This is a genomic window from Amycolatopsis sp. CA-161197 (genome assembly GCF_050942255.1).
In the GTDB taxonomy this organism is placed as follows: domain Bacteria; phylum Actinomycetota; class Actinomycetes; order Mycobacteriales; family Pseudonocardiaceae; genus Amycolatopsis.
On the sequence record NZ_CP192059.1, the window covers coordinates 1,114,885 to 1,127,301 of the forward strand.

Genomic DNA, 12,417 nt, shown 5'->3' on the forward strand with positions numbered 1-12,417 from the left:
CGTTTCCGGGTGCGCGGGCTTTTTCATTGCCTCCGCCAGCCGGCGCGGATCTTGGCGGCGTCTTCGATCCGGTAGAGGACGTCGAGGCAGATCAGTTCTTTTTCTTCCAGTTGCAGCAGCCTTGACTCGGTTTCGGGGTCGGTCGCGTCGGCGTTCTTCGCCAGATTGATGCGCTGTTGTTTGAACGATTCCCGCTGCTCGCTCCAGGTGCCGGCCAGACGGTGCAGGTCTCGGGCGGTGTAGCGCAGGATCTCTTGCAGGCTGGGCACTTCGCGTTCGACGAAACGGCTTTGCAGCGTGCGGACTTTTTCCTCGGCGTCGTCGCGGTGGCGGTTGGCGGTGTCGGCGGCGTCGGTCGCGGATTCCAATTCTTCCGTCGCTTGGGACAGTTGTTCGAACAGGCTTGACCGCGCGGGCAGGACCATGTTCGCGAGCGAAGTGTCGAGGACCTTCGCGATGGCGACCGCTTCACTGAGGCGAATTGTCCGGCCGGTGGTGCCGTCGGCGTGTTTCTCGATGCGGGTGATGGCCGTGCTGTCGAGTTGGATTCCCACTCGTTCCAGCTTCTTCGCGAGCCCAGCCTGGGACACGCCCAGCTCTTCTCGCAGCGCACGCATGTTGAGGGCGAAGGTGCGCTCGGCTTGGGCGCCGATGGCGTCGCCGGGCGCTTCGCGCGGTGGTTCCGGGAGATCCTGCACGAGGAGCAGTGTAGTGCTTGACGCGCAGCGTCGCCTAAGGCACGCTGGGTGACAGTGGTGCTGATGGAGCACTGCGCTGCACGAGGAGCAGTGGATGAGGAGTGTTGATGGCGAAGACGTGGTCCACCGAGCGGCAGACGGTGCTGGTGCACGTCAAACCGGGACTGCTGGGCCGACGTCGAGGTCGACGGCGCCGGGGCGCGCGAGCTTGCCGTGCAGCTGGTTGCCGCGGCGGAGTTGATCGAGGTGCCGTCGAGGGGGATCGAGGTGCCGTTGCGGGGAGTGGCGTGACGAAGAGGACTCGGCGGTCCTTCGCGCGATTCCCGGCGGAGGCAGAAGAATCGAGGTGAGGGGTGGAGAAATGAGGGCCGAGCTGCGGCCGCCGGGTGGCTTCCGGTGGGTCGATCGCTGGGCCGGGCGCTCGACAGGAAGGGAGTGGGATGGCGTTTGCGGAAGAGGCGTTCGCCGCGTTCAGGCGAGGGGAGACCGACGCTGTCGAGCGGATGAGTCGCACGGAGCTCGCGCGGGCGAAGGCCGCGGGCGACGCGGCCGGCGAGGTCGTTGCGTTGTGCATGTTGGCCCGGGTTGCCGTGCGGGGTGGGGAATTGGCCGGGTGCCGGGAGCTGGCCGTGGCGGCGCTCGAGGTCGCACGCCGCAGTGGTGACTCGGCGTTGGAGCGGGGGCCGGTGCATGTGCTGGCGGCGGTGGCGCGGATGACGGGAGAGCTGGAGGAAGCGAGGGAGTTGTTCGCGCGGAGCATCGCGTTGCGGGAGGAGGCCGGGCTGGCTGATCTCGTGGTCTGGGAGCAGCTGAACCTCGGGTACGTCGAGCTGGAGTCCGGCGATGTCGGGCGGGCGCGGGAGTTGTTCGAGGGAGTTCGGCGGTACGCGAGGGAACACGACGTCGGCGACCTGGTGCCGTACGGCGAACTCGCGAGTGCCGTGCTGGCGGAGAGGGATGGCGACGCCGCTGAGGCCGTGCGGTTGCTGGCGGAAGTGGACCGGGCGTTGCGGGAGCGGGGCCAGGTGCTCGATCCTGACGACGCCGAGGTGCGGGAGGCGTTGCGAGCGCGGCTGGTCACGACACTGGGAGAGGAGGGGTGTTCGAAGGAAAGCTAACCGTCCACTTTGGCCGGTGACGTCCAGCTCGCCAGGAGGCGCAGGCGTTCCTCGGAAGGGGAGCCCGGCTCGACGGTCGTGATGCCGAGGGTCTGCTCGGGGTCGTCGACGGGGGTCATGGCTTCGTAGCCGAGGGTCAGCTCGCCGACGAGCGGGTGGTGGTAGTGCTTGACGCCGTGGGTGCGTTGGAAGACGTCGTGGTCGGCCCACCAGTGGCGGAAGTCCTGGTCGCGCACGGAGAGTTCGCCGATGAGCTCCGCGAGGGCGGGGTCGTGTGGGTAGCGGCCGGCGTACAGCTGGAGGGTGGCGACGACGCCGCGGGCGGCGCCCTCCCAGTCGGTGTAGAGGCCGCGGACGGTGTCGTCGAGGAAGATGAGCCGGGCCATGTTGCGGGAGCGAGGAGGGAGGGCGTCGAAGTCGGCGTAGAGGGCGCAGGCGAGGCGGTTGGCGGCGAGCACGTCCATGCGGCGGCCGAGCACGATGGCCGGCACGTGGTGGAGGCTGTCGAGCACGAGCTGCAGGCCCGGGCGCACGCGCTGGGGCGGCAGGGGCCGCGGCCGTGAGCGCGTGGGCTTGGCGAGGGTGAAGAGGTGGGTGCGCTCGAGGTCGTTGAGCTGCAGGGCTCGGGAGATGGCGTCGAGGACGGACTCGGAGACGTTGAGGTTGCGGCCGCGTTCGAGGCGGACGTAGTAGTCCACGCTCACGCCCGCGAGCTGCGCGACCTCCTCACGGCGGAGGCCGGGCACGCGCCGGGGGCCGGGGTGCGGGGTGAGGCCCGCGTCGGCGGGGGTGATCTTCGCTCGGCGCGAGCGCAGGAAGTCCCGGAGTTGCTCGCTCATGCGATCCAGCGTAGGGCCGATCGCCGCCGCGAGAGGGGGTCTGCTGGACCCCCGGTGGAGGGAGTCCTCTCACCTCGGGAGCGAACGGTGGTTGCGTGGGAACCATGAAACGACGCATTCTCGGCGGCACCGGCATCTCCGTGAGCGAATACGCGCTCGGCACGATGATGTTCGGCGCCATGGGCAACACCGACCACGACGAGTCGGTCCGCATGATCCACGCGGCGATCGACGCCGGCATCAACTTCCTCGACACGGCCGACGTGTACTCGGCCGGGGAGTCGGAGGAGATCGTCGGCAAGGCGCTCGCGGGGCGGCGCGACGCGGTGGTGCTGGCGACCAAGTTCGGCCTCCCCATGGGCGAGGATCCGAACCAGCGCGGCGGCTCACCGCGCTGGGTCAAGCGGGCGCTGGAGAACAGCCTGCGCCGGCTCGACACCGACTACGTGGACCTGTACCAACTGCACCGTCCCGACCCGGACACCGACATCGACGAGACGCTCGGCGCGCTGTCGGACCTCGTGCGCGAGGGCAAGGTGCGGGCGATCGGCAGCTCGTTCTTCTCGCCGGAGGAGACCGTGGAAGCGCAGTGGACGGCCGAACGCCGCGGCCACCACCGCTTCCGCACCGAGCAGCCGCCGTACTCGATCCTCACGCGCGGCGTCGAGCAGCGCGTGCTGCCGACCGCGCAGCGCTACGGCATGGGCGTCCTCACGTTCGGCCCGCTCAACTCGGGCTGGCTGTCCGGCCGCGCGGACCCGACCGCCGGGCATCGCAACGCCGGCCGTGGCGCGCAGATGTTCGACCTCTCGCGGCCGGGCGTGCAGGCGAAGGCCGACGCCGTGGCCGAGCTGACCAAGCTCGCCGCCGACGCGGGGATCTCCGTGCCGCACCTGGCGATCGCGTTCGTGCGCGCGCACCCGGCGGTCACGTCGGTGCTGATCGGCCCGCGCCGGCCAGAGCACCTCGCCGACCTGCTGGCCGGCGCCGACGTGGAGCTGAGCGACGACGTGCTCGACCGCATCGACGAGATCGTGCCGCCGGGCGTCGACGTGCACTCGGGCGACTTCTACATCAACCCCACACCGGCGATCCTCGACAAGCGCTTGCGCCGGCGCTGAACCACCGGCCGCGGCGGTCACTTCGCGAAGCGCTTGCGGCCGGCGCTGAACCACCCGGCCGCGGGCTACTTCGCGGTGGCGAGCAGCAGGCCGATGACCTGAACGGCGTCGTCGAGCCGGGGTTCGCCGCCGAGGAGCTGGGAGTACATGAACGAGTCGCCGATGCGGATCACGGCCTGGGCGACGGCCTCGGTCGGGGCGTCGAAGTGGAGGCCGTTGCGGTCGAGCAGTTCGGTGAACAGGCGCGCCGCGCGGGACTCGACCTCGCCGGGTGACATGATCACCTTCGCGAACAGCACGGGGTCGCGGCGGGCGAGGTCCTTCAGGGGCGCGAGCGTGACGACGGTGCGCATGAACCGCTCGACCACCACGAGCGTCCGCGTGAGGCCCGGGGGACCGGTCACGCCGGACTCGATCGCGAGGTAGGTCCGTTCGGTGCTGTCGGCGAGCACGCGCCCGAGCAGCTGCTCGTGGTTGCCGACGCGGCGGTACAGCGTCGCGCGGCTCAGGCCGAGTTCGGCCGCCAGTGCCGACATGTCGATCGGCCGGCCGCGCAGGTACGCCTCGGTCGCCGCGCGGACGACGTCGTCGGTGGAGGGTGGGCCGGCCATCCGCGCAGTATGGCCGAGTCCGCTTGCCAAAACACCTCGAACGTGAGACAAAACGTCTGTCTGTCTCAATGCGGAGGTGCGGTGTGGCCACGGTGACCGTGAACGGTGGGCAACAGGTCCACTACGTCGACCACGGTGGCGACGGCCCGGCCGTCGTCCTGCTGCACAGCTTCCTGATGGACGTCGACATGTGGCTCCCGCAGGCCGAGGCGTTCCGCGGTGACCACCGCCTGATCGCGATCGACGAGCGCGGCCACGGCGAGACCTCCGCGGACGGACCGTTCGACTACTGGGACATCGCCCGCGACGCGCTCGCGGTGCTCGACCACCTCGGCTTCGACCGCGCCGCCGTGATCGGCACCAGCCAGGGCGGGTTCGTCGGCCTGCGCATGGCGCTGCTCGCCCCCGAGCGCGTGACCGCGCTGGCCGTGCTCGGCACGTCGGCCGACGCCGAGCCCGCCGAGGTCGCGGCCGTCTACCGGCAGCTCGGCGACGTGTGGGCGCAGGACGGCCCCGACGGCGTGATCGACGGCGTCGCCGCCATCTGCTTCGGCGACAGCTTCGACGCCACGGCGTGGAAGGCCAAGTGGCGCGAGCACTACCAGGGTGAGCAAGCCCGCCTGCTGATCGGCGCCCTCGCCGGCCGCGACAGCCTCCTCGACCGCCTCGGTGAGGTCCAGACCCCGGTGCTGGTCCTGCACGGCACGGCCGACCGCGCCTACCCCCTCGAGAAGGCCGAAGAGCTCGTCAACGGTCTGCCGAACGCGAAACCGCTGGTCACGATCGCGGACGGCGCGCACTTCCTCAGCCTCACCCACGCCGCCGAGGTCAACCCGCACCTCAAGGGTTTCCTCGCCGCGCACGCCGCCGCGCGCTGACCCGCGCCGCACCGGCGAAAACCGCGGCGGAGACCAGGCATTCGGGTGAGGATTTCCCAGCCTCTTGCCCGACCCGGGCGCAGGTGAGACATGTGCCATGCTGATCCCGAACGCGGAGGTGTCGGATGGCCACGGTGACCGTCAACGGTGGGCAGCAGGTCCACTTCGTCGACTACGGCGGTGACGGCCCCGCTGTCCTGCTGCTGCACAGCTTCCTGATGGACATCGACATGTGGCAGCCACAGGTCGAGTCCTTCGGCACGGACTACCGGCTCATCGCGATCGACGAACGCGGCCACGGCGCCACCCCGGCCGACGCGGACTTCGACTACTGGGACGTCGCCCGCGACGCGTTCGGCGTGCTGGACCACCTCGGCATCGAGCGCGCCGCCGTGATCGGCACCAGCCAGGGCGGGTTCATCGCCCTGCGCATGGCGTTGCTCCAGCCTGAGCGCGTGACCGCGCTGGCCGTGCTCGGCACGTCCGCGGAGAGGGAGGCCGAAGGCACCGCCACGGTCTACCGGCACCTGATTGCCGCTTGGCTCGAAGCCGGGCCGGAGCCGCTGGTCGACGGCATCGCCACGTTCTGCCTGGGCGACTTCGAAGCGTCCGACTGGAAGACGAAGTGGCTCAAGGTCCCCGGGGAGAAGTTCCAGCGGATCATGGAGACCCTCGTCAGCCGCGACAGCGTGCTCGAACGCGTGGGCGAGATCCAGGCGCCGGCGCTCGTGCTGCACGGCAGCGGCGACAACGAGTACCCGATGGCCCGCGCCGAGTCGCTCGTGGCGGCGCTCCCCAACGCCGAACCGCTGGTCACGGTCGTGAGCGGCGCGCACTTCCTCAGCCTCACCCACGCGTCGGACGTGCAGCCCCACCTGAAGAAGTTCCTCGAAGCCCACGCTGCGGGCAAGTAACCCACTTGGAGGAGTTTCCGTTCCTCTCTCAACGCGTTAACTGATCAGGTGACTGGGGTCACCATCGGTTCACAGAGAGGTGGAGCGGATGGGCGTGCGCGCGTTCGGGCGTCGGGTAGTGGTTCTCGTGGCGGCACTGGGAGCGGTCGCCCTGAGTACCGGCACCGCGGACGCGGCGGTGAAGGAGCCGACCGGCCCGGTCCAGCCGAACATCATCTCGGCGGCGCTGTACTCCGTGGTGCAGCCGACCATCGCGCCACCGGGCGCCAACGACTGGAACTGCAAGCCTTCCGCCGAGCACCCCAACCCGGTCCTGCTGTCCAACGGCACCACGGCCAACGCGTACGAGAACTGGGCCAATCTCTCGAAGGTGCTCGCCGACCACGGCTACTGCGTGTTCGCCGGCAACTTCGGCGGCTCGCCGGGCAGCTTCCTGCAGACCGTCGGCCCGGTCGCGGGCACGGCCGCGCAGCTCGCGCAGTTCGGCGACAAGGTCCTCGCGGCCACGGGCGCGGCGAAACTGGACATCGTCGGGCACTCGCAGGGCGGCATGAACCCGCGCTACTGGATCAAGTACCTCGGCGGTGCCTCGAAGATCGGCAAGCTCATCGGCCTCTCGCCGTCGAACTACGGCACGAGCCTGTTCGGCCTGCTCAGCACGCTGCAGGCCATCCCGCCGGTGCGTGACCTCGTGGGCCTCGCGTGCGCGTCGTGCAACGAGCAGTCCACCGGCTCGGCCTTCCTGACCGACCTCAACGCCGGCGGCGACACCGTGCCCGGCATCGACTACACCGTGATCCAGACGAAGTACGACGACGTGGTCACGCCCTACACCAACGCGTTCCTCAAGCCGGCGCCGAACGTCGAGAACATCGTGCTGCAGGACGTCTGCTCGGCGGACTTCACCGACCACCTCGGCATCCCGTACGACCCGATCGCCGAGCGCGAGGTGCTCAACGCGCTCGACCCGGCGCACGCGCAGACCCCGAAATGCGTGTTCGTGCCTCCGGTGATCAGCTGAGCGACTGGTACATCACGTGCAGCCCGACGTACCCGTGCGTCGGGTGGTGGAAGGCCCCGGGCACCGTGCCGATCACGGTGAAGCCGAATGATTTCCACAGGGCGACCGCTCGGGTGTTGGTCTCGACGACGGCGTTGAACTGCACCCCGCGGTAGCCCTCGGCGCGCGCCCACTCCAGCATGTTCTCGCCGAGGGCGCGGCCGGCGCCTCGCCCGGCGGAAGCGGGCGCCACCATAAAGCTTGCGGTCGCGATGTGCGAGCCCGGTCCTTCGCGGTTCGGCCCCATCTTCGCGGAGCCGAGAATGTCACCGAAATTGTTCACAATCACGGCTGTGCGCGATGGCGGGGATGCCAGCCAGTAGTCGCGGGCGGCCTGTTCTCCCAGGTCACGGGGCAGCGCGTAGGTCTCACCGGCGGCGACGATGGTGTGCAGGAACGGCCAGATGGCGGGCCAGTCTTCGCCCGTCGCGTCGCGGATGAGCACGTAACGAGGATTCCAGAAGTAGGTACAAACGCGAACTCTTTTCGTCCCGTTGTGCCATTCCGGTTGTGCAGGCCCGCGGCAGAGTGTCACAGTCGTCGACATGTTCTGGCCGGTCCCTGACACCTGGAAGCCGAGCGACGATGCCGAGCTGGTCGCCGGCTGGCGCTTGTGGCTCGAGCTGAGCGACCGCGCCTGGCCCACGGCCGCGTGGGACGGCACCCCCGCCGACGCGGTCAAACAGCTGCGCGAACTGCTCGACGCCTTGGACGACATCGAGACCGTGTACCGCGAGTCTTCCGCCGACCCGTCGGAGGAGTTCGTGCACGTGATCCAGGCCCTGGCCCTTTGCGCGAGCGCCGTGATCGGCCTGTGGTGGGACGACTTCGCGCCCCTGGACTCCGACCGCGCGCCCAAGCTCCACGAAGACCTGCAGCGCTTCGCCGCGCACGCCGAACAGGTCCTGACGCTCCTGGCCACCCACGGCGGCTGGGCCGCCCTCGACTCCGTCCGCCGCGGCCCGGCCTGAGTCCACACGCGACAGTCGATTGAGCCGAACGGCCCAATCGCCGGGCTAATCCTGTCCAGGCGGGTAGCGGCGGTCATCGGCGGGTAAGCCTCCGGGAACGGAGGTGCCCGATGACCGCTCCCCAGTCCGCCGCAGTCGCGGCGAGATCGCACGTCGAAAACCCGCGCCGCAGCAAGGTCGCGCAAACGCTCGGCCGCGCAGGAATGGCGTGTTACGGCTTGGTACACCTGATCATCGCCTACCTCGCGCTGCGCATCGCCTTCGGCGGTGGCACCGGTCAAGCTGCGGACCAGAACGGTGCGCTGCAAGAGATCGGCTCCAACGCGTTCGGCTCCGCGGTGCTGTGGGTGCTCGCGGTCGGGCTGATCGCGTTCGGCTTGTGGCAGGTGCTCATGGCCGCGACCGGGTACGAGTGGGTGTCCGGCGGCAAACGGGTGCGCAAGCGCCTCGGCTCGGGCGGCCGCGCGATCGTGGTGTTCGCGCTGGGGTACAGCGCGATCCGGATCGCGGTCGGTGCCGGTTCGTCCGCGGGCAACCAGCGCCAGCAGGAGGCCACAGGGAAGGTGCTCGCGTTGCCTGCCGGGCCTGCCCTCGTGGTGGTCGCGGCGTGCTGCGTGGCCGCGGTCGCCGTCGCATGTGGCGTGAAGGGTGTGCGGCAGTCGTTCCTGGAGGACCTCGACACCTCAGAGCTGCCGCGGGGCACGCGGCGCTGGGTGGCCCGCCTCGGCACGGGTGGGTACGTGGCGAAAGGCGTGGTGCTCGCCCTGGTGGCCGTGCTGCTCGGGTATGCCGGTCTGCAGTCCGACGCTCGGGAGGCCGGCGGTCTCGACGCGGCGCTGCGGACGTTGGCCGGGCAGCCGTTCGGCGCGGTGCTGCTCACGATTGTCGCGTTAGGACTCGCGGCTTTCGGTGCGTACTGTTTCGGGGCGGCGTGGGCGCACAAGCGGTGACGCTCAGCGCGGCCGGTATTCGGCGAACTCACTGAAGAACACCCCCTCGCCCTGTGTGAGTGCGGGCAACGCCTGTTCGAACTCGTGCACGGACGCGGCCGGGATCGTTCCGTTGACGGTGCAGCCGGTGGCCGTGACCGCGGGCTCGTCGGGCACGGCGCGCAGCTCCACGAGCTTGCGGAGCACGCCGCTCACCGCGTTCGCCGGGGCCTCGACTTCGAAGCTGTGCACGGGTTCGTGCACGCGGGTGCCGGCGGCGCGCAAGGCGTCGGCGACCACGAGCGCGGTCATGCCGCGGAAGTCGCCGGCTGTGGTGAGCGGCGGGAAGAACGCGGCGTCGGTCAGGGTCACCACGCAGTCGATCACCGGGCGCGGGCGGTGGCTCAGCTGAGCGCGCACGGTCTCCTCGATGGCCTTGTGGAACGCCAGCGGCAGCGAGCCGAGCTCCACGCCCAGCCGGTACGCGACGCCGGAGGCCGGCGGGCCGGGTTCCACGCGCAGGCCGACGGTGGCGAAGAAGTACACGCGTTCGTCAGGTGCGCGGTGGCCCACGGCGTGGCCCGCACGGCAGAGGCGTTCGACGAGCAGGATGCGGGACTCCTCGAACTCGGCGGCCAGGCCGAAGTCCTCGGCCAGCGTCGAGCGGATCACCTCCTTCTGGACTTCGCCGTAGAGCCGTACGGAGACTTCGTGTTCGTGGCGGCGGACGCTGATCAGCGGGTCCTGTTCGGACATTCGTTCCAGCACCGAGTACAGGGCCACGGCGTCGTCCGGGTCGACGGGCCGCACCACCGTCTCCAGGCTGGGCGGGGCGAAGAATCCGCGCTCGGCCAGGGGGCCGGCGAGACCCAGGTGGTCGCCGATCCGCATGTCCTTAAGTCCCCAGACGCGGGCGACGTCGCCGGCGCACGCCGAGTCGTCGACCGGGGTGGCGCCGTGTTCGTAGACGCGCACGGCGGACGCGCGGCCGGTCAGCTCGGTGAACGTGCCGTCGGTTTCGCGGCGGTGGAAGGGAAACGGCGTGCGTGGGCTCAGCGAGCCCGACCGCACTCGGACGTACACGATCTTCTCGCCGGCGCGCCCACGTTCGATCTTGAACACGGTGGCGGCCAGCTCTCCGGCGTCGGTGCGTTCCCGTGCCGGAAACAGGTCCCGGACGCGCGAGAAGAGCGCGGCCACGCCCGCGCCGGTGATCGCCGAGCCGAAGACCACCGGGTGCACGGCACCGCGTGCGACCTGGCGGACGAGGGCCGCGTGGTAGTCCGGTTCCCGTCCCGCTACATAGGACGCGAGGAACTCGTCGTCGTCCGCCAGGGCTTCGGCCAGGTGCTCGCCGGGCGGCAGCGGCACGGGTTTCGCCTGCGGCGTCCCGAGCCCGGTCACCGTGTCGAGGGCGACGCAACGCGGGGAAAGGCGGGTGCGCAGCGCGTCGAGCAGAGTGGATTCCTGCGCGCCCAACCGGTCGATCTTGTTTACGAACACGAGCACGGGAATGCCGAGGCGGGTGAGAGTCCGCATGAGCACGCGGGTCTGCGCCTGCACACCCTCCACTGCGGACACGACGAGCACGGCGGCGTCGAGCACGCCGAGGGCACGTTCCACCTCCGCGATGAAGTCGGAGTGACCGGGGGTGTCGACGAGCGTGAGCCGGTGCTCGCCCGTGGTCACGGCGACCACGGCCGACTTGATGGTGATGCCGCGGCGGCGTTCGAGCTCCAGGGAATCGGTCTGGGTGTCGCCGGAGTCGACGCTGCCGAGCCGGCCGATCACGCCGGTCTCGAAGAGCAGGCGCTCGGTCAGGCTGGTTTTACCGGCGTCGACGTGCGCGAGAATGCCAAGGGTGAGGGTCTTCATGGGTGGGTGAGGTCCTCATCGATGCGATGGACAGGCCGAACTGGGGTCGGTCGGACTGTCGGCGCATCGGGGTCTCCTCACCGTCTCGGACAGGGCGGTCGGCACGATACCGCTCGGTGACGGACGCGTACAGCGAGTATTTTCCGGTGCCTGTCGGTTTCCTGTCGATCACTCGCCGAAGCGGGCTTCGGTGGTGCGCGCCGACCTACTGTGTGCCGGGACAGTGGGAAGATCACCGATCAGGAGTTTTTGATGGACACTCGAGTCAAGGATGTCGCCCTGCTGCTCGGCCGGATCGGCGTGGCAGTGGTTTTCTTCGCCCACGGGGTGCAGAAGTGGGATAGTGGCGTCGGCGCGACCGCGAACTTCTTCAGCCAGGTCGGTGTCCCGTTGCCCTCGGTCGCGGCGGTGTTCGTGATCATCCTCGAGGTGCTCGGCTCGATCGCCTTCGTCGCCGGCTTCCTGCTGCCGGTGATCGCCCTCGGCTACGTCGTCGACATGACGGGCGCGCTGCTCTCGGTCCACGTGTCCAACGGCCTCACCAGCGACAACGGCTACGAACTCGTGCTGGTGCTCGGCCTGGCCGCCCTCGCCCTCGGCTTCAACGGCGGCCGCCTGTCGGTGGACCACGTGCTGTTCTGGCGCAAGCGCGAGACGCGGCCGGCCGAGCTGGAAACCGTCTGACGTCCGTCAGCCGAGGTCGGTCGTGGTGCGTTCGGCGTCGCGTTTGCGGTCGAGCTTCGCCGGGTCCGCGTGGGTGACCTGGACGAGGTGGGCGCTCGCGGCCAGAGGCACGAGGAAACCGTCGAGGACGCCGTCGGGGATGGTCCAGTCCAAGGTGGACAGAGCGCGGTCGGCGGCGGTCAGGCCCAGCTTTTCGGCGCGCGCACGGGCTTCCGAGAGAATCTCGTCCACAGTGGACGAGCCGAGCGCGGGAGTGTCGCCCGGGATGGCCGACATCGGGGTGAACTGGTCGCCCGACATCCGCGCCTCGGTGAGGTAGTCGAGCGCGCCGCCCGCCGGGGGAGTGGACAGGCCGCGGCCCATCGGGTCGAGGGAGACCACGGCGACGGCCGGGGCGTCGACGGAAGCGTCGGGGCCGATGAACACCACGCGCGCGCCGTTGGGCTCGGGGACGACGCGGGCGCCGCACCACCAGGCGCCGAGCAGGATGCCCGCGGTCTGCCAGTGGGCGGGCAGCTGCACGGCGACGTCGTCGCCCGGCTCGACGTCGAACTCGTCGACGAGCCAGTTGGCCGTCTTCGCGGCCCAGTTCAGCGTGGTCGCCACCGACAGCTCGACGCGGCTGCCGAGCTGGTCGTCGTAGTGCGTGATCAGCGGTTTCGCGGGCGACGCCAGCAGCGGGCGCAGCAGCTGTTCGGTGAGGCTCATGCAGTCCAGGC

General features: G+C 70.0%; 14 protein-coding genes. 8 read left to right on the forward strand and 6 right to left on the reverse strand.

What is annotated here, in order from left to right:
• Window positions 1–23 precede the first annotated feature (23 nt).
• Window positions 24–698 (reverse strand): hypothetical protein, encoded by a 675-nt coding sequence (locus ACQPXB_RS05555; RefSeq protein WP_386946629.1) that lies wholly within the window; start codon window positions 696–698, stop codon window positions 24–26.
• 440 nt (window positions 699–1,138) lie between these two features.
• Here ACQPXB_RS05555 and ACQPXB_RS05560 point away from each other — a divergent pair, with 440 nt between their 5' ends.
• A complete protein-coding gene (locus ACQPXB_RS05560) occupies window positions 1,139–1,816 on the forward strand; it encodes a tetratricopeptide repeat protein (RefSeq protein WP_432849883.1) in 678 nt (225 codons plus the stop codon).
• On the opposite strand, the gene ACQPXB_RS05565 is transcribed toward ACQPXB_RS05560, so the two are convergent.
• A complete protein-coding gene (locus ACQPXB_RS05565) occupies window positions 1,813–2,655 on the reverse strand; it encodes a helix-turn-helix domain-containing protein (RefSeq protein ID WP_366575357.1) in 843 nt (280 codons plus the stop codon). The genes ACQPXB_RS05560 and ACQPXB_RS05565 overlap by 4 nt on opposite strands.
• A gap of 104 nt (window positions 2,656–2,759) precedes the next feature.
• Between ACQPXB_RS05565 and ACQPXB_RS05570 the strand changes: the two genes are divergently transcribed.
• A complete protein-coding gene (locus ACQPXB_RS05570) occupies window positions 2,760–3,776 on the forward strand; it encodes an aldo/keto reductase (RefSeq protein WP_432849885.1) in 1,017 nt (338 codons plus the stop codon).
• A gap of 65 nt (window positions 3,777–3,841) precedes the next feature.
• On the opposite strand, the gene ACQPXB_RS05575 is transcribed toward ACQPXB_RS05570, so the two are convergent.
• The gene (locus ACQPXB_RS05575; protein ID WP_366575353.1) at window positions 3,842–4,387 is read right to left on the reverse strand and encodes a QsdR family transcriptional regulator; all 546 of its coding nucleotides are present in this window, start codon (window positions 4,385–4,387) and stop codon (window positions 3,842–3,844) included.
• A gap of 83 nt (window positions 4,388–4,470) precedes the next feature.
• Between ACQPXB_RS05575 and ACQPXB_RS05580 the strand changes: the two genes are divergently transcribed.
• The 3 genes from ACQPXB_RS05580 to ACQPXB_RS05590 all read left to right on the forward strand — a co-directional run bounded on the left by ACQPXB_RS05580 (window position 4,471) and on the right by ACQPXB_RS05590 (window position 7,200).
• On the forward strand, window positions 4,471–5,265 hold the full coding sequence (locus tag ACQPXB_RS05580; RefSeq protein ID WP_432849887.1) for an alpha/beta fold hydrolase: 795 nt from the start codon (window positions 4,471–4,473) through the stop codon (window positions 5,263–5,265).
• A 125-nt stretch (window positions 5,266–5,390) separates the two neighbouring features.
• Window positions 5,391–6,179, forward strand: a complete 789-nt coding sequence (locus ACQPXB_RS05585; protein ID WP_432849889.1) for an alpha/beta fold hydrolase — start codon at window positions 5,391–5,393, stop codon at window positions 6,177–6,179.
• Window positions 6,180–6,267: 88 nt separating this feature from the next.
• Window positions 6,268–7,200 (forward strand): esterase/lipase family protein, encoded by a 933-nt coding sequence (locus tag ACQPXB_RS05590; RefSeq protein ID WP_432849891.1) that lies wholly within the window; start codon window positions 6,268–6,270, stop codon window positions 7,198–7,200.
• Here ACQPXB_RS05590 and ACQPXB_RS05595 read toward each other — a convergent pair.
• Window positions 7,193–7,684: an N-acetyltransferase family protein gene (locus tag ACQPXB_RS05595; protein ID WP_432849894.1), complete on the reverse strand. Its 492-nt coding sequence runs from the start codon at window positions 7,682–7,684 to the stop codon at window positions 7,193–7,195. The two genes, ACQPXB_RS05590 and ACQPXB_RS05595, sit on opposite strands and share 8 nt — an antisense overlap.
• Window positions 7,685–7,784: 100 nt before the next feature.
• Here ACQPXB_RS05595 and ACQPXB_RS05600 point away from each other — a divergent pair, with 100 nt between their 5' ends.
• Window positions 7,785–8,210 (forward strand): hypothetical protein, encoded by a 426-nt coding sequence (locus ACQPXB_RS05600; RefSeq protein ID WP_366575343.1) that lies wholly within the window; start codon window positions 7,785–7,787, stop codon window positions 8,208–8,210.
• Between the two features lie 110 nt (window positions 8,211–8,320).
• A complete protein-coding gene (locus ACQPXB_RS05605; RefSeq protein ID WP_432849896.1) occupies window positions 8,321–9,160 on the forward strand; it encodes a DUF1206 domain-containing protein in 840 nt (279 codons plus the stop codon).
• Between the two features lie 3 nt (window positions 9,161–9,163).
• Here ACQPXB_RS05605 and ACQPXB_RS05610 read toward each other — a convergent pair whose 3' ends face one another.
• Window positions 9,164–11,014 (reverse strand): GTP-binding protein, encoded by a 1,851-nt coding sequence (locus ACQPXB_RS05610; RefSeq protein WP_432849898.1) that lies wholly within the window; start codon window positions 11,012–11,014, stop codon window positions 9,164–9,166.
• Between the two features lie 252 nt (window positions 11,015–11,266).
• On the opposite strand from ACQPXB_RS05610, the gene ACQPXB_RS05615 reads away from it, so the two are divergent.
• Window positions 11,267–11,698, forward strand: a complete 432-nt coding sequence (locus tag ACQPXB_RS05615; RefSeq protein WP_432849900.1) for a DoxX family protein — start codon at window positions 11,267–11,269, stop codon at window positions 11,696–11,698.
• A gap of 6 nt (window positions 11,699–11,704) precedes the next feature.
• On the opposite strand, the gene ACQPXB_RS05620 is transcribed toward ACQPXB_RS05615, so the two are convergent.
• Window positions 11,705–12,406, reverse strand: coding sequence for a TIGR03089 family protein (locus tag ACQPXB_RS05620; RefSeq protein WP_386946646.1), 702 nt, complete (start codon window positions 12,404–12,406; stop codon window positions 11,705–11,707).
• Window positions 12,407–12,417 lie beyond the last annotated feature (11 nt).

What these genes read in the sequence shown, in the direction of transcription:
- ACQPXB_RS05575 (WP_366575353.1), bottom strand. Translation starts at nt 4,387, where the DNA reads ATGGCCGGCCCACCCTCCACCGACGACGTCGTCCGCGCGGCGACCGAG.
- ACQPXB_RS05560 (WP_432849883.1), top strand. Translation starts at nt 1,139, where the DNA reads ATGGCGTTTGCGGAAGAGGCGTTCGCCGCGTTCAGGCGAGGGGAGACC.
- ACQPXB_RS05610 (WP_432849898.1), bottom strand. Translation starts at nt 11,014, where the DNA reads ATGAAGACCCTCACCCTTGGCATTCTCGCGCACGTCGACGCCGGTAAA.
- ACQPXB_RS05605 (WP_432849896.1), top strand. Translation starts at nt 8,321, where the DNA reads ATGACCGCTCCCCAGTCCGCCGCAGTCGCGGCGAGATCGCACGTCGAA.
- ACQPXB_RS05570 (WP_432849885.1), top strand. Translation starts at nt 2,760, where the DNA reads ATGAAACGACGCATTCTCGGCGGCACCGGCATCTCCGTGAGCGAATAC.
- ACQPXB_RS05600 (WP_366575343.1), top strand. Translation starts at nt 7,785, where the DNA reads ATGTTCTGGCCGGTCCCTGACACCTGGAAGCCGAGCGACGATGCCGAG.
- ACQPXB_RS05620 (WP_386946646.1), bottom strand. Translation starts at nt 12,406, where the DNA reads ATGAGCCTCACCGAACAGCTGCTGCGCCCGCTGCTGGCGTCGCCCGCG.
- ACQPXB_RS05615 (WP_432849900.1), top strand. Translation starts at nt 11,267, where the DNA reads ATGGACACTCGAGTCAAGGATGTCGCCCTGCTGCTCGGCCGGATCGGC.
- ACQPXB_RS05585 (WP_432849889.1), top strand. Translation starts at nt 5,391, where the DNA reads ATGGCCACGGTGACCGTCAACGGTGGGCAGCAGGTCCACTTCGTCGAC.
- ACQPXB_RS05565 (WP_366575357.1), bottom strand. Translation starts at nt 2,655, where the DNA reads ATGAGCGAGCAACTCCGGGACTTCCTGCGCTCGCGCCGAGCGAAGATC.
- ACQPXB_RS05590 (WP_432849891.1), top strand. Translation starts at nt 6,268, where the DNA reads ATGGGCGTGCGCGCGTTCGGGCGTCGGGTAGTGGTTCTCGTGGCGGCA.